The sequence below is a fragment of the Variovorax beijingensis genome (assembly GCF_003951285.1).
Lineage (GTDB): Bacteria > Pseudomonadota > Gammaproteobacteria > Burkholderiales > Burkholderiaceae_C > Variovorax > Variovorax beijingensis.
The window spans coordinates 197,766-218,567 of sequence record NZ_RXFQ01000006.1 but is presented as its reverse complement, the minus strand read 5'-3'; the positions used below and the strand labels follow the sequence as shown (position 1 = coordinate 218,567).

Annotated in this window: 21 protein-coding genes; 4 read left to right on the top strand and 17 right to left on the bottom strand. The window is 70.1% G+C overall.

All coding sequences use genetic code 11. The features are described 5' to 3' along the window. Nucleotides 1-57 precede the first annotated feature (57 nt). The 4 genes from dbpA (at nucleotide 58) to EJO66_RS12435 (ending at nucleotide 3,099) form a co-directional block, all read left to right on the top strand. Entirely contained in the window at nucleotides 58-1,488 is a 1,431-nt protein-coding gene (dbpA, locus tag EJO66_RS12445) for an ATP-dependent RNA helicase DbpA (protein ID WP_125965360.1), read from the top strand. 99 nt (nucleotides 1,489-1,587) lie between these two features. Further along, nucleotides 1,588-1,758 (top strand): hypothetical protein, encoded by a 171-nt coding sequence (locus EJO66_RS32540; RefSeq protein WP_164547821.1) that lies wholly within the window; start codon nucleotides 1,588-1,590, stop codon nucleotides 1,756-1,758. A 92-nt stretch (nucleotides 1,759-1,850) separates the two neighbouring features. Beyond that, the gene (locus tag EJO66_RS12440) at nucleotides 1,851-2,171 is read left to right on the top strand and encodes a hypothetical protein (RefSeq protein WP_125965359.1); all 321 of its coding nucleotides are present in this window, start codon (nucleotides 1,851-1,853) and stop codon (nucleotides 2,169-2,171) included. Nucleotides 2,172-2,211: 40 nt separating this feature from the next. After that, nucleotides 2,212-3,099, top strand: a complete 888-nt coding sequence (locus tag EJO66_RS12435; protein ID WP_125965358.1) for an EamA family transporter — start codon at nucleotides 2,212-2,214, stop codon at nucleotides 3,097-3,099. Here EJO66_RS12435 and EJO66_RS12430 read toward each other — a convergent pair. From EJO66_RS12430 to EJO66_RS12350, 17 genes are all read right to left on the bottom strand, one after another. Next, complete coding sequence (locus EJO66_RS12430; RefSeq protein WP_125965357.1) at nucleotides 3,096-4,031, bottom strand: fatty acid desaturase family protein; 936 nt, start codon at nucleotides 4,029-4,031, stop codon at nucleotides 3,096-3,098. The genes EJO66_RS12435 and EJO66_RS12430 overlap by 4 nt on opposite strands. An 86-nt stretch (nucleotides 4,032-4,117) precedes the next feature. Then, entirely contained in the window at nucleotides 4,118-4,786 is a 669-nt protein-coding gene (locus EJO66_RS12425) for a GntR family transcriptional regulator (RefSeq protein ID WP_124959166.1), read from the bottom strand. Nucleotides 4,787-4,821: 35 nt separating this feature from the next. After that, entirely contained in the window at nucleotides 4,822-6,117 is a 1,296-nt protein-coding gene (locus tag EJO66_RS12420; RefSeq protein WP_125965356.1) for an NAD(P)/FAD-dependent oxidoreductase, read from the bottom strand. After that, nucleotides 6,114-6,350: a (2Fe-2S)-binding protein gene (locus tag EJO66_RS12415; RefSeq protein ID WP_420856685.1), complete on the bottom strand. Its 237-nt coding sequence runs from the start codon at nucleotides 6,348-6,350 to the stop codon at nucleotides 6,114-6,116. Before EJO66_RS12415 ends, EJO66_RS12420 begins: the two co-directional genes overlap by 4 nt. 11 nt (nucleotides 6,351-6,361) lie before the next feature. After that, nucleotides 6,362-7,465: an NAD(P)/FAD-dependent oxidoreductase gene (locus tag EJO66_RS12410; protein WP_125965355.1), complete on the bottom strand. Its 1,104-nt coding sequence runs from the start codon at nucleotides 7,463-7,465 to the stop codon at nucleotides 6,362-6,364. Between the two features lie 120 nt (nucleotides 7,466-7,585). Next, nucleotides 7,586-8,521, bottom strand: a complete 936-nt coding sequence (locus EJO66_RS12405; protein WP_124959254.1) for a 4-hydroxyproline epimerase — start codon at nucleotides 8,519-8,521, stop codon at nucleotides 7,586-7,588. Between the two features lie 17 nt (nucleotides 8,522-8,538). After that, on the bottom strand, nucleotides 8,539-9,678 hold the full coding sequence (locus EJO66_RS12400) for a branched-chain amino acid ABC transporter substrate-binding protein (protein ID WP_125965354.1): 1,140 nt from the start codon (nucleotides 9,676-9,678) through the stop codon (nucleotides 8,539-8,541). Nucleotides 9,679-9,721: 43 nt separating this feature from the next. Beyond that, nucleotides 9,722-10,636: a dihydrodipicolinate synthase family protein gene (locus EJO66_RS12395; RefSeq protein ID WP_124959171.1), complete on the bottom strand. Its 915-nt coding sequence runs from the start codon at nucleotides 10,634-10,636 to the stop codon at nucleotides 9,722-9,724. A gap of 253 nt (nucleotides 10,637-10,889) precedes the next feature. Then, nucleotides 10,890-11,864, bottom strand: coding sequence for a tripartite tricarboxylate transporter substrate-binding protein (locus EJO66_RS12390; protein ID WP_399281411.1), 975 nt, complete (start codon nucleotides 11,862-11,864; stop codon nucleotides 10,890-10,892). Nucleotides 11,865-11,906: 42 nt separating this feature from the next. Further along, nucleotides 11,907-13,112 (bottom strand): M20 aminoacylase family protein, encoded by a 1,206-nt coding sequence (locus tag EJO66_RS12385; RefSeq protein WP_124959173.1) that lies wholly within the window; start codon nucleotides 13,110-13,112, stop codon nucleotides 11,907-11,909. A gap of 80 nt (nucleotides 13,113-13,192) precedes the next feature. Next, nucleotides 13,193-14,476, bottom strand: coding sequence for an aspartate aminotransferase family protein (locus tag EJO66_RS12380; protein WP_124959174.1), 1,284 nt, complete (start codon nucleotides 14,474-14,476; stop codon nucleotides 13,193-13,195). 10 nt (nucleotides 14,477-14,486) lie between these two features. After that, the gene (locus EJO66_RS12375; RefSeq protein WP_125965353.1) at nucleotides 14,487-15,542 is read right to left on the bottom strand and encodes a phosphotransferase; all 1,056 of its coding nucleotides are present in this window, start codon (nucleotides 15,540-15,542) and stop codon (nucleotides 14,487-14,489) included. 73 nt (nucleotides 15,543-15,615) lie between these two features. Beyond that, on the bottom strand, nucleotides 15,616-16,644 hold the full coding sequence (locus EJO66_RS12370; protein WP_124959176.1) for a histone deacetylase family protein: 1,029 nt from the start codon (nucleotides 16,642-16,644) through the stop codon (nucleotides 15,616-15,618). A gap of 18 nt (nucleotides 16,645-16,662) precedes the next feature. Beyond that, nucleotides 16,663-17,451 carry a GntR family transcriptional regulator gene (locus tag EJO66_RS12365; protein ID WP_124959177.1) on the bottom strand — a complete coding sequence of 263 codons (789 nt, stop codon included), beginning with the start codon at nucleotides 17,449-17,451 and terminating at the stop codon, nucleotides 16,663-16,665. Further along, nucleotides 17,438-18,364, bottom strand: coding sequence for a DMT family transporter (locus EJO66_RS12360; RefSeq protein ID WP_124959178.1), 927 nt, complete (start codon nucleotides 18,362-18,364; stop codon nucleotides 17,438-17,440). The genes EJO66_RS12365 and EJO66_RS12360 overlap by 14 nt, the downstream gene beginning before the upstream one ends. Further along, nucleotides 18,361-19,419: a histone deacetylase family protein gene (locus EJO66_RS12355; RefSeq protein WP_124959179.1), complete on the bottom strand. Its 1,059-nt coding sequence runs from the start codon at nucleotides 19,417-19,419 to the stop codon at nucleotides 18,361-18,363. Before EJO66_RS12355 ends, EJO66_RS12360 begins: the two co-directional genes overlap by 4 nt. Further along, the gene (locus EJO66_RS12350) at nucleotides 19,416-20,786 is read right to left on the bottom strand and encodes an aminotransferase (protein WP_124959180.1); all 1,371 of its coding nucleotides are present in this window, start codon (nucleotides 20,784-20,786) and stop codon (nucleotides 19,416-19,418) included. Before EJO66_RS12350 ends, EJO66_RS12355 begins: the two co-directional genes overlap by 4 nt. Nucleotides 20,787-20,802 lie beyond the last annotated feature (16 nt).

Genomic DNA, 20,802 nt, shown 5'->3' with positions numbered 1-20,802 from the left:
CCGCGGCGGGCGCTTGCAAGGCCTTTGTTTTTGTTGCGGCCGCCCGGCTGCAAAACGATGACCACATCCCATTCCACAGCCGGCGGCCCGCCAGCCGGCAACGGTTTTGCCACGCTGGCGCTCTCGCCCCAGATGCTGGCCAACCTCACGCAGCTCGGCTACACGCAGATGACGGCGATCCAGGCGGCCGCGCTGCCGCCGGCGCTGCTCGGCAAGGACCTGATCGGGCAGGCCAAGACCGGCAGCGGCAAGACCGCCGCCTTTGCCCTCGCGCTGCTTGCCAACCTGAACCCGCGCCGCTTCGCCATCCAGGCGATGGTGCTGTGCCCGACGCGCGAACTGGCCGACCAGGTCACGACCGAAATCCGCCGCCTGGCGCGCGCGGAAGAGAACATCAAGGTGGTCACGCTCTGCGGCGGCGTTGCGCTGCGCGGGCAGATCGCCAGCCTGGAGCACGGCGCGCACATCGTGGTGGGCACGCCGGGCCGCATCATGGACCACCTGGAGCGCGAGAACCTGAACCTCGAGGCGCTCAACACGCTGGTGCTCGACGAAGCCGACCGCATGCTCGACATGGGCTTCTTCGACGACATCGTGAAGGTGGCGCGCCAGTGCCCCAAGGAGCGCCAGACGCTGCTGTTCTCGGCCACCTACCCCGAAGGCATCGCCAAGCTCGCGCAGCAGTTCATGAAGAGCCCCGAGCAGATCACGGTGCAGGCCCAGCATGAAGGCAGCAAGATCCGCCAGCGCTGGTACCAGGTGAAGGAAAGCGAACGGCTGCACGCCGTGAGCCTTTTGCTCGACCATTTCCGCCCCGTGAGCACGCTGGCCTTCTGCAACACCAAGCAGCAGTGCCGCGACCTCGTCGAGGTGCTGCAGGGCCAGGGCTTCAGCGCGCTCGCCCTCTTCGGCGAACTGGAGCAGCGCGAGCGCGACCAGGTGCTGGTGCAGTTTGCCAACCGCAGCTGCTCGGTGCTGGTGGCGACCGACGTGGCGGCGCGCGGGCTCGACATCGCGCAGCTCGAAGCCGTGATCAACGTCGACGTGACGCCCGACGCCGAAATCCACATCCACCGCATCGGCCGCACCGGCCGGGTGGGCCAGCAGGGCGGCGCCGAGGGCCTCGCGCTGAACCTGGCCAGCATGGACGAGATGGGCAGCGTCGGCAAGATCGAGCAGCTGCAGGGCCGCGAATCCGAATGGCACCCGCTGGCCGAGCTCACGCCGGGCAAGGGCGCGCCGCTCGCGCCGCCCATGGCCACCTTGCAGATCGTGGGCGGGCGCAAGGAGAAGATCCGCGCCGGCGACGTGCTGGGCGCGCTCACCGGCGACTGCGGCTACGCCAAGGACCAGGTCGGCAAGATCAACGTCAACGAGTTCTCGACCTACGTGGCCGTGGAACGCGGCATTGCGGCCGAAGCGGCGCGCAAGCTCTCGAGCGGCCGCGTGAAGGGCAAGAGCGTGAAGGTGCGCCTGCTGGAGCTCTGAAAGTCACCCTGCCGTGCCGGTTGCTTCGGCTTCCGGCAGGCAAAATCCCCGCTGTGGCCTAATTGAGCCTCGAACATCACTTTTTTACCCGAGCTTTTCATGCCCAAGAAAATTCGTACCGAAGCCGACCGCGTTGCCACCCCGAAGCCGACGCCCCTGCCCGGCTACGCCCTGCCCAAGTCCGGTGGCGGCCAGAAGGTCAGCCTGGAACGCGGCACCGCCACGCGCAGCAAGAAGAACCCCGGCAAGCGCGCCAAGAAGGGCGGCTGATCCAGCCCCCACTGGCTCGCAAGAGCCGCGACGAACGCGCCCCCGGGCGCGTTTTGTCATTGGGGAGCCCCCGTCAGATCCACAGGCCCGCGATGTCCGACGACAACCAGATCTTCATTCCGCCCTCGTTCTTCGCGGTCTACAGCGATGCGCGCCAGCGCCTCCTGGAGCCGATCGGCGTGGTGCGCGAGCGCTACGAGATCTGCGAGGACCTGGCCAGCCACCTGGTGGGCCACGCGCAGATCCAGCACCACACCGAGGTGCCGGTCGAGGGCGAGATCCTGCGGCGCATCCATGCCGGGCTCACGGCGCCCGAAGCCGGCGTGTCGGCGGCCGAGGCCGGCTGGATCGTGCAGCGGCTGGCCGAGCTGCTGGGCTGGCCCGGACCCGAGCCGGCGCCGGCCGAAGACTGAAGCGCGGACGCCCAATGGGGCAACTGGCTACATTCATCGAATGACCAGCCGCACCACCGACCTCCTGCTCACCGCGGCCGCGCCCGCCATCTGGGGCAGCACCTACATCGTGACCACCGAGCTCCTGCCGGCCGACTACCCGCTGACGGTCGCGCTGCTGCGCGCGCTGCCGGCGGGCCTGCTGCTGCTGCTGATCGTGCGCCAGCTGCCCGAACGGGCGTGGTGGGGGCGCATCCTGGTGCTGGGGGCGCTGAACTTCTCGATCCTCTGGGCCATGCTGTTCCTCGCGGCCTACCGCCTGCCGGGCGGCGTCGCCGCGACGATCACCTCGGTGCAGCCGCTCTTCGTGGTGTTCCTGGCGAGTTTCTTCCTGGGGTCGGCGGTGCGCGCGCTCTCGGTGGCGGCGGCGGTGGTCGGCATCGGCGGGGTCGCGCTGCTGGTGCTCACGCCGAACGCCGCGCTCGATGCGCTCGGCATTGCCGCGGCCTTTGCCGCCGCGGTGTCGATGGCCTTCGGCACGGTGCTCAGCCGACGCTGGCAGCCGCCGGTTTCGGCACTGGCCTTCACGGCATGGCAGCTGACCGCGGGCGGCCTGCTCCTGCTGCCGGTGGCGCTGTGGCTGGAGCCGCCGCTGCCGGCGCTCAGCGCCGCGAACTGGATCGGCTTCGCCTGGCTCGGCCTCGTGGGTGCCGCGCTGACCTACATCGTCTGGTTCCGCGGCGTGGCCCGGCTGGAATCGTCGGCGATCGCGCCGCTGACTTTCCTGAGCCCGGTCACGGCCGTGATCCTCGGCTGGGCGCTGCTGGGGCAGAGCCTGTCGGTGCTGCAGGTCGTGGGCATCCTCGTGGTGATCACGAGCATCTGGCTCAGCCAGCATGCGCAGCGCGGCGTGCAGCCGCCGGCGCTGGCAAGGCCGGCCGCCCGCTAGACCGAGCGAGCCGGGGCGGCGCGCTTCAGCAGGGCCAGGTAGCCGCCGGGCTGAACTTCCATGCGCGCGGTGGCGCCGCGCCGCTGCAGCAGGCGGTGCGCCCTCGGCAGGCTCCAGCAGGGCAGGCTGGTGAACATGTGGTGCTCGCAGTGGTAGTTGACCCAGTAGGGCGCCACCAGCGCGCGTTCGAGCCAGCCGGCGTGCGTAGTGCGCGCCTGGCGCAGCGGATCGGCCTCGTTCTGCGCCACCAGCGCATGCTCGGCGATGTTGCGCACGCGGCTCACGAGCGGCAGCCAGGTGGCCATGGGCAGCAGCCACATCAGAAGCCAGGCCCATCCATACCCGGCCAGCGCGAAGGCCAGCAAGCCGAGGCCGTTGCCGGCAAGGAAGCGCCGGTCTCTTGCCAGCTCGCGCCCGAATGCCTTCAGCGCCGATTCGCCGGGTGCGCGACGGCGGATGCCATCGGCGATGTGGCCGAAGCGCTGCTTGTAGAAGGTCTGGCCGGTCAAGTCGCGCACGACCTTGCGCCACATCGAATCGCGCGTGACCGGAAAGGGCGCCGACAGCACGAGGTCCGGGTCTTCGGTCTGCTGCACGAAGCGGTGGTGCTGCAGGTGATAGGGCCGGTAGTCGCGCAGCGTGGACGAGCACAGCCAGTGGCCCACCCAATCGTTGACCTTGCGGTTGCGGTGCAGGCCCGCATGCGCGGCATCGTGCATGAGAATGAACAGGCCGAGCTGCCGCGCGCCGACGATCGGCACCATGAGCGGCATGGTCCACGGCCAGACGATGCCCACGAGCATCGCGGCGCCGATGACGCCCCAGCAGTGCGCCACCAGCCACAGGCCCTTCCATGGCGAGCGGCGGGTGAGCGACTGCCACTCTTCGGCGCTGAAGAAGTCCTCGGGTTGGGCGCGGGGGGCGACGGCCATCGGGCCAGTATGCGCCGATGGCCCGGCCGCGGCACGCGGAATTCCCCGGGCTTGCCGCCCGGCGGATGCGCCCGCAAGCCAGGACCTCAGTTGTCGATCACCTTGCGGGCGAACAGCTCGAGGTAGTCCATCAGACGATCGGCGCCGGCAACAGCCGCGGCCTCGTCGCCGGTCGCGATGCCCTGCGCGAGTTCGAGGTGCGCATTGGCGCCCTCGACGATCTCGCCCTCATGCTGGTAGGCGTACCAGAAGCGCCGGCACTGCACGATGAGCGGGATCACGGCCTTCACCGCCGAATCGTTGTGGCTCGCCTGGTGGTTGACGAGGTCGAGCGCACGGTCGGCCTGCATGTAGTCGTTCAGGTCGCCGCGATGGGCGGCCTTCACCATCAGCTCGGCGCAGCGCACGATCTCCTTGCGCTGCAGCGCGGTGGCGCGGCGCGCCGAGCAGGCTGCGATCAGCCGTTCGAGCACGCGCCGGGTCTGGATCACGTCGAGGTGGTCGGCCAGGTCGATGGTCGACACCAGCAGGCCGCGGCGCGGCTGCTGCACGATGAGGCCGATGGATACCATGCGCATCAGCGCCTCGCGCACCGGGGTGCGGCCGAGGCCGGTGCGCTCGGCGAGATCGGCCTCGACGATCTGGCTGCCGGGCTCCAGCTGCAGCGTGGACAGCAGCGTCTCGATCGCGTCGTAGGCGAGGTCGGCGGCTCGTCGCTTGGGCTGGGGGCGGGGCACGGTCTTCGGGGGGGCCATTGGTTTCTTTTGCTACTGGTGCTGCTGCTTCGGCTTCATTGTCGGTCCACATCGCCATCGGGGCGCGCGAGGCCGGCCAGGGTGGCGATGCGCGCCGGCGAGAGCGGCGGCCGCGGCGCGGGCGGCGTCCAGCCGAACAGGAACTGGGCCGCATCGCCGCAGACACGGCCCTGGCAGGCGCCCATGCCGCAGCGGCGATGGAGCTTGGCGTCGGTCCAGCCGCTGCAATCCGCGAGTGCCGAAAAGGGCACGTCTTCGCAGCGGCACACGAGGGTGTCGGGCTGGGGCATCTGCCTGATGGCGGGGCCGAGCGCGAAACTGCGGTGCAGCTGCGCGGCGAAGGCATCCCAGCGGGCGCGCCCGGCTTCGTGCAGCCTCGCTGCGCGCTCGTTGCCGACGGCTGCATGGCCGGCGATGGCGCCCTGGGCCAGCGCGCGCTCGCTGCCGCCGAAACCGGTGCATTCGCCGGCCGCGTAGATGCCGGGCAGGCTGGTGGCTTGCAGCGCATCGACGGCCAGCGCCTGTGCGCCGCCGTCGGCGGGCGCGAGGGCACACCCGAGCATCCGGCCGAGCTGCGTGTTGGGCACGAGGCCGAAGCCGCAGGCGATGCGGTCGCATGCGATCTCCTCTTCGCGGTGGCCCCGGAGAAGCCGAACCGATTCGACCTGTGCGCCGCCGTGTGCCGAGACGACGTGCGACGAGGTGCGGTACTGCAGATCGGCCAGCGTCACCGCCTGCGCTGCCTTGCCAGGCCAGCGCAGCAGGCTGGCGGCGAAGCCCGCGACTGCCGCGAACGAAGCCTGCTCGGCGGTGCGCACGACCTTTGCGCCCGCCGCGCGCGCAGTCGCCGCGGCGGCAAGCAGCAGAGGTCCGCTGCCGGCGATCACGATGCGCTCTCCTTCGACCGGCAAGCCCGCCTTGATGAGCGCCTGCAAACCACCCGCGCCCGTGACGCCGGGCAGCGTCCAGCCCGGGAAGGGCAGCAGCAGCTCGCGCGCGCCGGTGCAGAGGATCAGCTTGTTCCACCGCATGCGCCAGCCGCGCTCGGCATCTTCGAGCAGCAGTTCGTCGCGCGCCGGCGCCGCGACGACGCGCGTGCCGCTGCACACGCGGATGTTGGCGTGGCGCCCGAGCGCATCGCGCCAGGTGCGGGCAGCCGCGGGCAGCGTTGCGCCGGGGCCGTCGCGCCAGATCTGCCCGCCGGGTGCGGGGTTGTCGTCGATCACGGCGATCGATGCGCCGCTCGGCGCTGCGGCCACCGCCGCAGCCATGCCGGCAGGGCCTGCGCCGACGACAAGCAGGTCGCAGTGCTCCAGCGCCATGGCCGTCATGCCGAGGTCTCCACGCGCATGCCTTCGGCGCAGACCGCCTGGCAGGCGAGCCTTTGCCGGCCGTCGATCCGCACGCGGCATTCCTGGCACGCGCCCATGCCGCAGAAGGGCGCGCGCGGCTGGCCCGTGACGGAGGTGCGCGCCACGCCCATGCCGCCGGCCAGGCGCAAGGCGGCGGCGACCGAGCTGCCCGCCTTCACGCGGACGGGTTGGCCGTCGATGTGCAACAACAGCACGGGCGCGCTCATGCCGTCTCCAGCAAGCCGCGCGGCGCATAGGGCGCCGCGTCGAACCCGGGTGCGGCGCCGGTCATCAGCGCCGCGAGCAGGTGCGCGCTGCCCGGCGCGGTGGTCACGCCCAGGCCTTCGTGGCCGACCGCGAGCCAGAGCTTCTCGCGCCAGGGGTGCTTGCCCAGCAGCGGCAGCCCGTCGGGCGTGGCCGCGCGCATGCCAGTCCACGAGCGGACCGCGTTGAGCTCCGCAAGCCCCGGCAGGTAGCCGAGCGCGCGCTGCAGCATGCGCGCGAGCATCGGCGCTTCGACGGCCGGATCGGTGGTGCCGAACTGGCGCGAGGAGCCGATCAGCAGCTGGCCCGTGGGCCGCGGCTGCACGTTGAAGGCGACCGAATCGCCGTCGCTGTGGTGTGCGCTCGTCACATAGCCGAGTTCGACGAGCTGATGGTGCACCGTGCCCGGGTAGCGGTCGGTGATCAGCAGGTGGCCCTTCTTGGGGCGGATCGGGAGTTCGGGGCACAGCGCCGTGGCCTCGATGCCGCTGGCCAGCACGATTTGCGGCGCGCTGCGGCGGCTGCGGTCTGCGAGGCGCAGCGTGCCGTCGTCTTCGATGGCATCGACCTTCGCGTGCTCGACGCGGATCGAAGCGCCGCCCTGCGCGAGCAGCCAGCGCGCCGCGTTCGGCGCATAGAGGATGCCGTCGCCGGGCACTTCGAGCGCGCCCGCAAGGCCCTTGCGCAGTGCGGGCTCGGCGCGCGCGAGCGCAGGCGCATCGAGCAGGCGGCTTTCGACGCCGTGTGCATGCAGCCGCTGCCGCTTGCGCTCGGCCTCGGCCATTTCGTCTTGGTTCGCGGCGATCCAGAGCGTGCCGCAGGCGCGGTACGCGCAGTCCTCGCCCATGCGCGGCGCCAGGGCGCGCCACTGCGCAATCGAATGGCGGCTCAACGCAAGTTCGGCCGGGTTGTCGTCCATCACCACCAGGTGCCCCATGCCCGCGCCGGTGGCGCCGCCGATGCGCGCATCGAGCACCAGCACGCGACGGCCAGCCTGCGCCAGCGCATGCGCGCAGGCGGCACCGACGATGCCGGCGCCGATGACGATCACATCCGCGTTCATGAAGTGTGGCCTAGCGTTCTTCGCGAAACACCGCGGAACCGGCTTCGCCGGGCCGCAGGTGTTGTCCCCGGTAGGGGGGAGGAGAAGCGACACGAAGTGCGCGAAGCCTGGGGGCGAGCCTCACGTTCTGATGCCCCAGCCGAAGGGGTCGCTGTCGTCGATCAGCAGCGTGGCTTCGGCGCTGATGTGCGCGCGGCCGCGCAGCGTCGGAATGACCTTGCCGTCTTCCAACGTGTAGCTGGCCTCGAAGCGGCTGCCGATCACGCTGGCCTGCGTCCACGCTTCGCCCGGCGCGAGCTTGCCGTCGGCCGCGAGGCAGGCGATCTTGGCGCTGGTGCCGGTGCCGCACGGCGAGCGGTCGTAGGCATTGCCGGGGCACAGCACGAAGTTGCGGCTGTCGGCGCCTTCGCTGTCGTCGGAAAAGAGTTCGATGTGATCGATCTCCGCACCCTCGGCGCCCGTGATGCCTTGCGCCGCGAGCGCGCGGCGCAAGGCGGCGGTGTAGCCGGTCAGCGCGGCGAGGTTGTCGCTGGCCACGCGCTGGCCGTGCTCGCTCACAAGGAAGAACCAGTTGCCGCCCCAAGCCACATCGCCGCGCACGGTGCCATGGCCAGGCAGCTGCACCGCCGCCTGGTGCAGATGCCGGTAGGCCGGCACGTTGCGCACGCTGACCGAACCATCCGCATGCAGCGTGGCCGTGACCGTGCCCACGGGCGTCTCGATGCGGTGTTCGCCGGCGCCGATGCGCCCCATGTGCGCGAGGCTCGCGACCAGGCCGATGGTGCCGTGGCCGCACATGCCGAGATAGCCGGTGTTGTTGAAGAAGACCACGCCGGCTGCGGCATCCTTCGACACGGGTTCGCACAAGAGCGCACCCACGATCACGTCGCTGCCGCGCGGCTCGAGCACCGTGGCCGCGCGCCATTTGTCGTGCTGGTCGGCCAGCAGCGCGCGGCGCTCGGCCATGGAGCCGCCGCCGAGGTCGGGAAATCCGCCGACGACCAGCCGCGTGGGCTCGCCGCCCGTGTGCGAATCGATGACCTGGATGCGCTGCAGCATGTCGTTCCTCGGGTTCAGTAGCTCGCGAGGGGAACGGGCGCGGCGTTCTTGAAGGTGAACACCGTGATCGGCGCCTGCTTCATGTTGCCCTTGTCGTCGTAGCTGTAGGTGGCGGCCACGCCTTTGTAGGTGGTCTTGTAGAGCTCGGCGCCCACCTTGTCGGGGTCGATGGAGTTGGCCTTCTGCATCGACTCGCCGATGAACAGCAGCTGGTCGTAGTACGAGGCGGCGTAGGCATCGGCGTCGGCGTTGAAGCGCTTCTTGAACTTGGCCTTGAAGGCCGGGCCGCTCTGCGCCTTCTCGAGGATGGAGCCGCCCTGCGCGCAGAACACCAGGTCGTTGACCGCATCGCCGCCGAGCTTGCCGGTGGCCGGGCTGCAGACGGTGTCGCCGCCCAGCAGCTTGCCGGGCACGGCCAACTGCTTCATCTGGCGCGCCATGGGTGCGGCCTGCGGCGCATAGCCGCCGAAGAAGATGGCTTCGGGCGCCTTGGCCTTCATGTTGGTGAGGATCGCGGTGAAGTCCACGGCCTTGTCGGTGGTGAACTCCTGGCCCACGATGGTGAGGCCCTGCTTCTTCGCTTCCTTGGTGAACTCTTCCGCCAGGCCCTGGCCGAAGGCGGTGCGGTCGTCGATCACGCCCACCTTCGTCACCTTGAGCACCTTGGCCGCATACACCGCCATGCTGGAGCCGATCTGGTTGTCGCTCGCGATGATGCGGTAGAGGTTCCTGTAGCCGCCCTGCGTGACCTTCGGGTTGGTGCCCACGGTGGAGACCATGGTGCCGCCATCGGCATAGATGCGCGACGCCGGAATGGCCACGCCCGAGCAGTACGGGCCCATGACGTACTTGACGCCGTCGTCCACGAACTTCTGCGCCACGCTGACGCCGGACTTGGCATCGCACTGGTCGTCTTCGGACACCAGCTCGAACTTCAGCGTCTTGCCGCCGGCCGTGATCTTCCTCGCGTTGAGTTCCTCGATGGCCAGGCGCACGCCGTTTTCGTTGTCCTTGCCCGCGAAGGCATTGGGGCCCGAGAGCGGCCCGCTGTGGCCGATCTTGACGACCTGCTCCTGCTGCGCATGCGCATGGCCTGCGATGGCGATGGCCGCCACGAGGCCGAGAAACGGAATCATGTGTTCTTTGGACTTCATGCTTGTTCCCAGGTAAGGACGATGAAAAAGAGTGAGAGCGCTATTACACGACCGACTGGTACTGCACCGGCCGCGTGGCCAGCGCCTTCTTCACGATGGCCTCGATGGCCGCGCGCTCCTGGCCGATGAGCGGCAGCCGCGGGCGGCGCATGTGCTCGCTGCCCACGCCCACCAGCACGTCGATCAGCTTGAGGTTCTGCACCAGCTTGGTCGACACGTCCAGGTGCAGCATCGGCGTCATCCACTGGTAGAGCTTCAGCGCTTCGGCGAACCGGCCCGCCTTCATCAGGTCGTAGAGCGCCACCGTCTCGCGCGGGAACGCGCAGCCCACCCCGGCCAGCAGGCCGTCGCAGCCCAGCGCCAAGCCTTCGTAGGCCAGGTCGTCCACCCCCAGGAACAGCTGGTAGCGATCGCCCACCGTGTTGCGCAGGTCGGTGATGCGGCGGATGTCGTCCGAACTCTCCTTGATGGCCGCGATCCATTCGCAATCCGCCAGCTCCAGCATGTGCTCGGGCTTCAGGTCCACCCGGTAGGCCACCGGGTTGTTGTAGACCATGACGGGCTTCTGGGCCGCGTTGGCGATGGTGCGCACATTGAGCATGGCTTCGCGCGCGTCGGCCACGTAGATCACCGAGGGCATCACCATGAAGCCGGCCACGCCGAGCTGGTTGGCCCCGTCCACGTAGCGCAGCGCCTCGCGCGTGCTGGTTTCCGACACATTGGCCAGCACCGGGATGCGGCCGTCGGCGGCTTCCAGCGCGATCTTGGCGACTTGCAGCTTTTCTTCGAGCGTGAGCGTGCTGGCTTCGCCGAGCGAGCCGCAGGTCACGAGGCCGTGGATGCCGTTGCGGATCTGGAAGTCGATGTGGCGGGCGGTGCCCTCGGCATCGATGCTTTCGTCGGCGTGGAACTTGGTGGTGATGGCGGGGAAGATGCCTTGCCAGCGGGGTTGGGTCACGTGAGCGCTCCTGGATGTGCGGTGGGGAAGGCCCGTACTTTAAATATATTAACGATATATCGTCAAGATATGCGTCGAGTGGGCGCTCTTCCGGGTCGGGTTCTTCTGTGATTTCGGGGCGAAGGCGGGACGCGTTATTCAGGGCGCGATCACGCCGACGGGGGACATTCGCGGAGGGGAGTACCCGGTGGCCTGTGCACGCGCCCCGAACAACGGCGCCCTGAACAAGAGCGCCAAGAACAACAGCACAAGATCAGTCGATCTTCGCCCCCGAAGCCTTCACCACAGCCCCCATCGCATCCCAGTCCGCGCGCAGCAGCTTCTGGAACTCTTCGGCGCTCTGCGTGCGCGGCTCCACGCCCAGGCGCTTGAAGCGCTCCTGGATCGCCGGATCGGACAGCACCTTGTTGGTGGTCGCGTTGAGGCGCTCGACCTCGGCCTTGGGCGTGCCGGCCGGCGCGAGCAGGCCGATCCATGAATCGAAGGCGTAGCCCGGCAGGCCGCTCTCGGCCACCGTCGGCAGGTTCGGCAGGAACGGGCTGCGCGCCTGGCCCGTGGAGGCGAGCAGCTTCATGCGCGGATCGGCCTGGAAGCCCATCACGCCGATGCTCGACGAGATCACCGCCTGCACGCGGCCCGCGAGCACCTCGTTGACCGCCTCGCCGGTGGACTTGGTCGGGATGTGCGTCATCTGCAGCCCGGCCTTGGCAAGGAACGACGCCATCGCCAGGTGCGTGGCGCTGCCGTTGCCGGCCGAGGCGTAGTTGTACTTGCCCGGGTTGGCCTTGACCTCCTTGATGAAGTCGGCCGTGCTCGACACGTTGAGCCCGCTCGCCACCGCCAGCACATAGCCTGCGTTGCCGATGCTGGCCACGCCCACGAAATCCTTCAGCGGGTCGTAGGAGAGCTTGCTGTACAGGAAGCCCGCGATGTTGTGGCTCGCGGCCGCGAGCACCAGCGTGTTGCCGTCCGGCGGCGCCTTGGCCACGACGGCCGCGCCCACCGTGCCGCCCGCGCCCGCGCGGTTCTCGACGATGGCGCTGGCGTTGAGCGCCGCGCCCAGCTCGGCGTTGAAGGCGCGCGCCACGGTGTCCTGCACCGCGCCGGTGCCGAAGGGCACGACGATGTGGATCACGCGCTGCTGCGCGTGCACGGGCGTGAAGGCGCCGAGCGCCGTGGCGGCTGCAAGGGCAGCGAGCGAGCGCCGGGTGAGCAGGGTGGGGGTCATCGGGGTGGCCGCTTTCATCATCGTCGTTGGCAGTGGAAAAATTCAGGCACCCGACGGCAGCCAGCGCTGCACCAGCTTCACGAAGTAGCTGGCGCCGATCGGAATGATCTCGTCGTTGAAGTCGAACGAGGTGTTGTGGATGATGCAAGGGCCGGGCCCGTGGCCATCGAGCCGGTGGTCGCCGTCGCCATTGCCGAGGAACGCATAGCAGCCGGGCCGCGCGAGCAGCATGTGGGCGAAGTCCTCGGCGCCCATCACGGCGGGGAAGTTGTCGGTGACCATGCCGTCGCCCACCACTTCGCGCATCACGCTGGCGGCAAAGCGCGCCTCGGCCACGTGATTGACCACCGGCGGCGAGGAGCGGTTGAAGAAGACCTCGGCCGTGCAGCCGTGCGCCGCGGCCACGCCGGCGGCCACTTCGCGCAGCCGCGCCTCGATCTTGTCGATGGCCTCGATGGAGAAGGTGCGGATGGTGCCGCCGACCGTGGCCACGTCGGGAATCACGTTGGGCGCATCCGAGCCCTGCAGCTGCGTGACCGCGAGCAGGGCGCGCTCGGTGCTCGGAATGGTGCGCGGCACGATGGTCTGCAGCTGCTGCGCGAGCGTGACCACCGCGGCCACCGGGTCGATGCCGGTGTGCGGCATCGAGGCGTGCGTGCCGCGCCCGTGCATGGTGATCCTGTAGGTGTTGCTCGAGGCCATCAGCGCGCCTTCGTTGAGCGCGAAGCGGCCCACGTCGCCGACGGGAAAGTTGTGCAGCGCAAAGACCGCGTCGCACGGAAAGCGCTCGAACAGGCCGTCCTGGATCATCTTCCTGGCGCCGGCCTTGCCCATCTCCTCGGCGGGCTGGAAGATGAAATGCACGGTGCCGTCGAAGTCACCCGGGCCCTGCTGCGACAGGTGCCAGGCGGCGGCCAGCAGCATGGTGGTGTGGCCGTCGTGGCCGCAGGCGTGCATGCGGCCGGCATGCGTGGACTTGTGGGCGAACTCGTTGGCCTCGTGCAGCGGCAGCGCATCCATGTCGGCGCGCAGGCCGATGGTGCGCGTGCCGGTGCCCTTGCGCAGCACGCCGACCAGGCCGGTGCCGGCAATGCCGCGGTGCACCTCGATGCCCCATTCGGCGAGCAGGCCCGCCACCTTTTCGGAGGTGCGGTGCTCCTCGAAGCCGAGCTCGGGATGGGCGTGGATGTCGCGCCGGATATCGACGAAGCGGGAGGCGTGGGCGGCAAAGGAGTCGACGATGTTCATGGTGGCAAGGGTCGTGGGGGCGAACGATTCTGGCGCAAGGCGGCGAGGGGCGCCATGCGCAGTGGCGAAGAGGCGATCGGTCAGAGGCCGGCCAGCACCTGGCCGAGCGTCTCGGCCAGCAAGTCGGCATGGGCTTCGGTAAACACCAGCGGCGGACGGATCTTGAGCGTGCTGGCGTGCTCGCCGGTGGCGCTCAGCAGCACCTGCCGCTCGCGCAGGCCGTTGACGATGCGCGCGGTTTCCGCGGTGGCGGGCGTTCGGGTGCGGCGGTCGGTGACGAGCTCCACGCCCACGAACAGGCCCGCGCCGCGCACGTCGCCGATCAAGCTGTGGCGCTCGGCGAGCTTCGCGATCTGCGCACGCAGGTAACTGCCGACGCGCTGCGCATGGGCCATCAGCCCTTCGCGCTCGACCACGTCGAGCACCGCCATGCCCGCGGCCATCGAGACCGGGTTGCCACCGAAGGTGTTGAAGTAGCGGCACTCGCGGCCGAAGGCGGCCAGCACCCCGGGGCGCACCGCGAGGCCGGCCAGCGGATGGCCGGCACCCAGCGGCTTGCCCATGGTGACGATGTCGGGCACCACGCCGTGCCGCTGGAAACCCCAGAACGCATCGCCGGTGCGGCCGAGGCCGGGCTGCACTTCGTCGGCGATGAAGAGGCCGCCGGCCTCGCGCACCGCCTCCACCGCCTCGGCCATGAAGCCGGGCGGGTCGGTGAAGATGCCGTCGCTCGAGAACACCGTGTCGACCATCAGCGCGGCCGGGCGCATGCCATGCTCCTTGAGGTCGGCGATGGCCGCGCGCACGCCGTTCGCGAACGCGCGGCCCAGTTCGCCGGGCGCGATGCGGTAGCTGTCGGGCGCCGGCACGGTGCGCACCGCATCGCCGAGCTGCACGAACTTGCCCAGCGAGGGCGAGGCCTCGGCGATCGACGCGGTGACGCCGTGGTACGCGAAGCGCGTGACGATCAGCCCCTCGGCCTTGGTGTGCGCGCGTGCGATGCGCATCGCGAGGTCGTTGGCCTCGCTGCCGGTGCAGGTGAACATCGCATGCGCGAGTTCGCCCGGCATGGTGGCGAGCAGCCGCTCGGCGTAGTCGAGCACGCCTTCGTGCAGGTAGCGCGTGTGGGTGTTGAGCACGCCGGCCTGGCGCGCGATGGCCTCGACCACGTGCGGGTGGCAATGGCCGACCGAAGCGACGTTGTTGTAGGCGTCGAGATGGGGCCGGCCCTCGGCGTCGTACAGCCACACGCCTTCGCCGCGCACCGGGTGCAGCGGCGTTTCGTAGAACAGGCGGTAGGCCGGGCCGAGCACGCGCGCGCGGCGCTCGACGAGGGCCTGGATCGAAGGGGCGAGGGTGGTCATGGGCAGTCTCTCAGAGATTCAGCGCGCGGCGGAAGGCGGCCGTCGCGGCGGCGCTGCCGACGCGCTCGCAGGCCTGCAGCCGCGCCCACGACAGCGGGTTGTTGCGCAGCAGGTAGGGCGCGTTCTCGGGATAGCGCGCGGCGCGCCAGCCGCTGATGGCCACCACCATCACGAGCCGCGCCGTGATCAGGTCGAACAGCACGCCGGCCTCGGCCGGCGACAGCGGCCGCACCGCGTGGTACGCGGCGACCAGCGGCACGATGGCCGCGAGCGGATCGCCGTCGGTGCCGGCCTGGTAGGCGGCGGCCACGGCGAGGTCGTTGATGCACGGTGCGCGCACCATGTCGCCGAAGTCGAGGATCGCGGCGATGCGGTCGGTGTCGGCCGGGTCGACCAGCAGGTTGTAGATGTTGAAGTCGTTGTGGATCGGCTGCGCGGGCAGCGTGCGCAGCACGGGCTTGGCATCGCGCTCGAAGCGGTCGAGCGCGGCGGCGGCCAGCGCGCGGCGCTCGGGCTCGGCGATGTGCGCGAGCAGGCCGCGCACGCCGTCGGCGCGCTGCAGGTCCCAGGGCAGCGGCAGCTCGCCGGCCGGGTGGTCGAAGCCGGCGAGCGCGAGGTCGAGCCGGGCCAGCATGCGCGCGATGTTCTGCTGCTGCAGCGGCGTGCGCGGCGCCTCGGGCAGCGGCAGGCCGGGGAGGTAGCTGAAGAGGCGCACCACGCGCGGCAGGCCGTCGCCCGGGTCGCACACGAAAGAGGCGGCGCCGCCTCGCGTCGGCACGATGCGCTGCACCGGCAGGCCCGGGTCGGTGGCCGCGAGATGCAGCAGGGCCTTGGTCTGGAAGTCGGCGACCAGCGCAGTCTCGGCCGGGTGCGAGATCTTCAGCATGAAGCGGGCACCGTCGGCGGCGCGCTCGAGCCGGTAGTTGCGGTCGCGCTCGCCGGTCAGTGGCTTCATCTCGCCGTCGATGCCGTAATGCTCGCGCGCGAGCTCGCGCACCCAGGCGTCGTCGAGTGCGGGCGAGGCATCGCTGAGCACCTGCGCGTCGGCGAACTCTGCATTGGTCATGAGTGCACCCTTGGCGCTGCGCGCCTTCCCGCCGAGCGGGAGCGAGCTTGCTTGGGGCGGCCCGGTGCTGCGCTCATGCCGCGCTCTCGAATCCGCGCAGCGCGCTCGCGATGTTCGGACCCAGGTCGTCGGAAAGGTAGCCGCCTTCCTGCACCAGCACCGTGGGCAGCCCCAGGCGCGCGATCTCGGCCAGCAGCACGGCGAAGCCGGCGGTCTGGATCTTCATGCCCTTGTAGGGATCGCGCTCGTGCGCATCGAGCCCCAGCGCCACCACCAGCGCGCCGGGCGCATAGGCGCGGATGCTGTCGCAGGCGTCGCGCAGCGCGGGCAGGTAGCCGTCGATGTCGGTGCCCAGCGCGAGCGGCTTGTTGATGTTGTAGCCGAGGCCTTCGCCTTCGCCGCGCTCGTGCGCATGGCCGATGAAGAAGGGCGTGAAGTTGCGCGGATCGCCGTGCAGCGAGATGGTCAGCACGTCGGCGCGGCGGTAGAAGATGCCCTGGGTTCCGTTGCCGTGGTGCACGTCGATGTCGAGGATGGCCACGCGGTCGTGCACGCCGCGCAAGTGCTGCGCGGCAATCGCCACGTTGTTGAGGTAGCAGAAGCCGTTGGCGCGGTCGGCGTACGCGTGGTGGCCGGGCGGGCGGCACAGCGCATAGGCCGCGCGCTCGCCATCGAGCACCAGCTGCGCCGCATGCGTCGCCATGTTCGCCGAGGCGATGGCGGCCTCCCAGGTGCGCGCGCCGATCGAGCAGGCGTTGTCGCCCATGTGGAAGCCGGCCTGGCCGACCACGCTGTCGGGGTAGGTGCAGGGCTGGCCCGGGAAGGGATGGATGTTGGGCATCACCTCTTCGGAGGGGTCGTCCAGCAGCTGCCAGCGCGCGTAGGCGTTTGCTAGAAATCGCAGGTACTCGGGCGTGTGGATGGCGGCGCGCGGGCCGGCGCCGAAGTCGCGCGTGGCGACGATCTCGTGGCCCTCCCGCTGCACCGCCTCGAGCAGGCGGAACGCGCGCTCGGGCTGCTCGTTGCTGCGCTTGAGCTTGCCGCGCACCATGAAGAGCTGCGGATCGTGGTCCTTGTGCGTGTCGCTGTAGACGACTTTCATCGGTGTGTTTCTCCAGTCTCAGGCATTGGCGGGAAGGGGTGCGGCGCCGTGCTGCTTCACGAACAGTGCACGCACGTGCTGCCAGGCGTCTTCCAGGTGCACGCGCATCGCGGCCTTGGCGGCCTCGGGGTCGCGGCGCACCAGGGCGTCGACGATGGGGCGGTGGGTCGCGGCCATCGCGGTGGGGTCGTGGTAGACCGCGTCGATCAGCGCGATGATCATCTGCATCTCGGTCTGCGTGTTCATGAAGATGCGGTGCAGGTGCGCGTTGCCCGAGAGCTCGCAGATCAGCGTGTGCAGCGCCAGGTCGTTGGCGATGCGGTGGTGCTGCGGCTGCGTGTTGGCCTCGCGCACCATGGCCTCGACCAGCGCCTGCACGCGCGCGATGCCCGCGTCGTCGGCCTTGCGGCAGGCCAGCTCGATGGAGGTGAGCTCCAGGCTCAGGCGCACTTCGAACAGATCGTCGATCTCCTGCACGCTGATGGTCCGCACCGCGAAGCCGTGGCGCGGCTTGGCGACCAGCACGCCCTGGCGCTCGAGCCGCCGCGCCGCCTCGCGCACCGGCGCGCGGCTCACGCCCATGCGGCGCGCGATGTCGGCTTCGACGATGCGGCTGCCGGGTGCCAGGCGGCCTTCGACGATGGCGCGCGTCAGCTGGGCCTCGACCAGGCCGACGAGGTCGGTCGACTCGACCGATTCGAACAGGGCCGCGTCGGCAGCAGCAGGAGGAGGAGAAATTGTGGAAGTTGCCATGTTGCTTGTCTCGTCATTGGTGTGCGCCAGGGGCGATTCTTCACCGGATGGCATCCGGCGCGGCCGGTGCGGTCTTCAGGCCCCGCCCCGCGCGCGCCAGGTAGATGCCCGCCGCCATGATCAGCGCGATGCCGGCCATCGCGATCGCGTCGGGCGGCCGGCGGAACCAGAAGGTGCTGAAGGCCACGGCCAGCAGCAGCTGGAAGTAGTTGAGCGGCGCCAGCGTCGAGGCCTCGACACGCTCGAAGGCGGCCAGCAGCAGCCACTGCGCCGCCGCGCTGCAGGCGCCGCCCGCCAGCAGCAGCGCCACGTCGCCCCAGGGCGGCGGCTGGGCGGGCAGGAAGAAGGGCGCGGGCAGCAGCGTGACGACGAAGCAGGCCAGCGCGGTCCAGGCGTACTGCACCGGCCCCGCGACCAGGCCCGCGAGCCGCCGCGTGAGCAGCTGGAAGATCGCATAGCAGACGGCCGCCACCGCCATCAGCACCGTGCCGAGCAGCGGCAGGTCGGCGCCCGGCCGCACGATCAGCAGCATGCCGCCGAAGCCGACCGTCACGGCCACCCAGCGGCTGCGCCGCACCTGCTCGCCGAGCAGCCACGGCGACAGCGCCACCATCAGCAGCGGCGCGGTGAAGTAGATGGCCGTGGCTTCGGCCAGCGGCATCCAGATGAGCGCCGTCATGAAGCAGGTGGCGACCGTCGCGAGCATCAGCCCGCGCAGCAGCAGCAAGGGCTTCTGCGGCGTGCGCCACATGCGCAGGTCGCCATGGCGCAGCAGCATCGCGAAGGCAATGCCGCTCACCGCGACATAGCGCATCACGTTGACGAAGGGCGCCGGGTAGAACTGCAGCATGTACTTGCAGAACGCGTCGTAGGAGGCAAAGGCCACCAGCGCGCAGAAGAACAGCGCCACGCCGGCGCGCCTGGAGCCCGCCGGACGCAGTGCGAGGGCCGTGGCGGCGGTGCTCATCGCGCGGCCTGGAAGCCCCGCAGGAAATTGTCGAGCGCGGGGCCGATGGCCTCCACCATGTAGCCGCCCTCCTGCACGACCACCGTGGGCAGCTTCAGCGCGCCGACGCGCTCGCCGATGTGGCGGTAGGCGTCGAGGTCGAGTTTCAGCACGCTGATGGGGTCGTCCTTGTAGCTGTCGAAGCCGAGCGCGAGCACCAGTGCCTTGGGCGCGAATTCGCGCAGCGCGGCCGCGCCCTGGTCCACCGCCTTGAGGAACACCGCGTTGTCCGCGCCGTGCGCGAGCGGCAGGTTCAGGTTGAAGCCTTCGCCCGCGCCCACGCCGCGCTCGTGCGCGTAGCCGGTGTAGAACGGGTAGTAGCCCGAGGGATCGGCATGCGTCGACACGGTCAGCACGTCGCCGCGCGCATAGAAGATGTTCTGCGTGCCGTCGCCGTGGTGCGCATCGACGTCGAACACCGCCACGCGGCCGTGCCGCTCGCACAGGCGCTGCGCCGCGATGGCGCTGTTGTTGATGTAGCAGAAGCCGCCCGCGCGGTCGCGGTGCGCGTGGTGGCCCGAGGGGCGGCACAGCGCATAGGCCGCGTCGCCGCTTTCCAGCACCGCATCGGCCGCAGCCACCGCGGTGTGGGCCGAGCGCAATATCGAGCGCCAGGTGTGCGGGCCGAGCGGGCACGAGAGGTCGCTGATGTAGTAGCCCGTGCGTGCCACCAGCGAAGGCGACGGACACGGCGCGCGTGCCACGCCCGGCGTGCCGTTGTCGTAGGGCGAAAGATTCGGCAGCACCTCGATGCCGGGCTCCACGCCGGGCACCTCGAGCTCGCGCCACAGCGCGTAGGCGGTTTCCAGGTAGTCGAGGTAGTCGGCGCTGTGCACGGCTTCGAGCGGCGCGCGGCCGTAGTCGCGCGGCTCGGCCAGCGCAATGCCGCGCAGGGCCAGCGCATCGCGCAGCGCATGCGCGCGGCTCGGCAGGTCGGTCGGCTTGCAGATGCGGCCCAGCCGCATGAACTGCTGCGGGTCGTGCAGCAGCTGCTCGTCGGTGAAGAAGGCCTTCACGCGAAGCTTTCTTCGAAGATCGCCATGGCACGGCCGAAGCGCGCGAACATGTCGTCGACCTGTTCGGCCGTGATGATGAGCGGCGGGCAGAAGGCGATCGAATCGCCCATCGCGCGCACGATGAGCCCCTGCGCCAGCGCGAGCTCGGCGAGGCGGGCGCCGGCCTTCTGCGCGGGATCGAAGGGCGTGCGCCTGGCGGGGTCGGCATACAGCTCGATGGCGCCGATGAGCCCCACGCCGCGCACCTCGCCGACGTACCTGCGCGCGGCGTGGGCCTGCAGCCCTTGCTGGAATTGCGGCACGAGCGACTGCACGTGCGCGAGGATGTTCTCGTCCTCGTAGACCTTGAGCGTCTCCAGCGCGATGGCGCAGGCCACCGGATGGCCCGAGTAGGTGAAGCCGTGGCCGAAGGTGCCGATCTTGCCGCTGTTGGCGGCCACGGCCGCATGCACCTTCTCGCTGACCATCACGGCCGAGATCGGCACGTAGCCCGAGGACAGCGCCTTGGCCGCGGTCAGGATGTCGGGCCTGAGGCCGAAGGTGGCCGAGCCGAACATCTGGCCGGTGCGGCCGAAGCCGCAGATCACTTCGTCGGCAATGAGCAGCACCTCGTACTTCGCCAGCACCTTCTGCACCTTGTCGAAGTAGGTGGCCGGCGGCACCAGCACGCCGCCCGCGCCCATCACGGGTTCGGCGATGAAGGCACCGACCGTCCCGGGGCCTTCGTCGAGGATGCGCTGCTCGAGCGCGGCGGCCAGCCGCGTCGCGAAGTCTTCCTCGCTCTCGCCGGCTTCGGCGTAGCGGAAATGGTGCGGGCAGTCGACGTGCAGGATGCGGTCGATCGGCAGATCGAAGTCGCGATGGTTCGGCACGAGGCCGCTCAGGCTCGCGGCCGCGACGGTGACGCCGTGGTACGCATTGCGGCGCGCGATGATCTTTTTCTTTTCGGGCTTGCCGATGGCGTTGTGGTAGTACCAGACCAGCTTGACCGCGGAGTCGTTGGCCTCCGAACCCGAGTTGGCGAAGAACACCTTGGACATCGGCACCGGCGCCAGCGCGAGCAGCTTTTCGGCCAGCGCGATGGCGGCCGGGTTGGAGCGGCCGTTGAACGTGTGGTAGTACGGCAGCCCGTGCAGCGCCTCGCTGCCGGCCTTGGCCAGGCGTGCGTTGCTGAAGCCGAGCGACGCGCACCACAGGCCCGACATCGCCTCGAGATAGCGGCGGCCCTGGTCGTCCTCCACGAAGATGCCGTCGCCGCGCTGGATCACCAGCGGGCCGAGCTGCGGATGGGTCGCAAGGTTGGTGAAGGGGTGCAGGTGCGCGGCGATGTCGTTGGCGGCGTTCTCTGCGTGCGTGCTGGCGTTCATGAAGGCGGTTCCGTTG

Bases quoted from the DNA above. Each gene is read 5' to 3' on its own strand.
- EJO66_RS12365 (WP_124959177.1), bottom strand. From the start codon at position 17,451: ATGCCATCCGGTGAAGAATCGCCCCTGGCGCACACCAATGACGAGACA.
- EJO66_RS12360 (WP_124959178.1), bottom strand. From the start codon at position 18,364: ATGAGCACCGCCGCCACGGCCCTCGCACTGCGTCCGGCGGGCTCCAGG.
- EJO66_RS12375 (WP_125965353.1), bottom strand. From the start codon at position 15,542: ATGACCAATGCAGAGTTCGCCGACGCGCAGGTGCTCAGCGATGCCTCG.
- EJO66_RS12410 (WP_125965355.1), bottom strand. From the start codon at position 7,465: ATGAACGCGGATGTGATCGTCATCGGCGCCGGCATCGTCGGTGCCGCC.
- EJO66_RS12370 (WP_124959176.1), bottom strand. From the start codon at position 16,644: ATGAAAGTCGTCTACAGCGACACGCACAAGGACCACGATCCGCAGCTC.
- EJO66_RS12425 (WP_124959166.1), bottom strand. From the start codon at position 4,786: ATGGCCCCCCCGAAGACCGTGCCCCGCCCCCAGCCCAAGCGACGAGCC.
- EJO66_RS12420 (WP_125965356.1), bottom strand. From the start codon at position 6,117: ATGACGGCCATGGCGCTGGAGCACTGCGACCTGCTTGTCGTCGGCGCA.
- dbpA (WP_125965360.1), top strand. From the start codon at position 58: ATGACCACATCCCATTCCACAGCCGGCGGCCCGCCAGCCGGCAACGGT.
- EJO66_RS32540 (WP_164547821.1), top strand. From the start codon at position 1,588: ATGCCCAAGAAAATTCGTACCGAAGCCGACCGCGTTGCCACCCCGAAG.
- EJO66_RS12400 (WP_125965354.1), bottom strand. From the start codon at position 9,678: ATGAAGTCCAAAGAACACATGATTCCGTTTCTCGGCCTCGTGGCGGCC.
- EJO66_RS12350 (WP_124959180.1), bottom strand. From the start codon at position 20,786: ATGAACGCCAGCACGCACGCAGAGAACGCCGCCAACGACATCGCCGCG.
- EJO66_RS12440 (WP_125965359.1), top strand. From the start codon at position 1,851: ATGTCCGACGACAACCAGATCTTCATTCCGCCCTCGTTCTTCGCGGTC.
- EJO66_RS12430 (WP_125965357.1), bottom strand. From the start codon at position 4,031: ATGGCCGTCGCCCCCCGCGCCCAACCCGAGGACTTCTTCAGCGCCGAA.
- EJO66_RS12435 (WP_125965358.1), top strand. From the start codon at position 2,212: ATGACCAGCCGCACCACCGACCTCCTGCTCACCGCGGCCGCGCCCGCC.
- EJO66_RS12385 (WP_124959173.1), bottom strand. From the start codon at position 13,112: ATGAACATCGTCGACTCCTTTGCCGCCCACGCCTCCCGCTTCGTCGAT.
- EJO66_RS12390 (WP_399281411.1), bottom strand. From the start codon at position 11,864: ATGACCCCCACCCTGCTCACCCGGCGCTCGCTCGCTGCCCTTGCAGCC.
- EJO66_RS12380 (WP_124959174.1), bottom strand. From the start codon at position 14,476: ATGACCACCCTCGCCCCTTCGATCCAGGCCCTCGTCGAGCGCCGCGCG.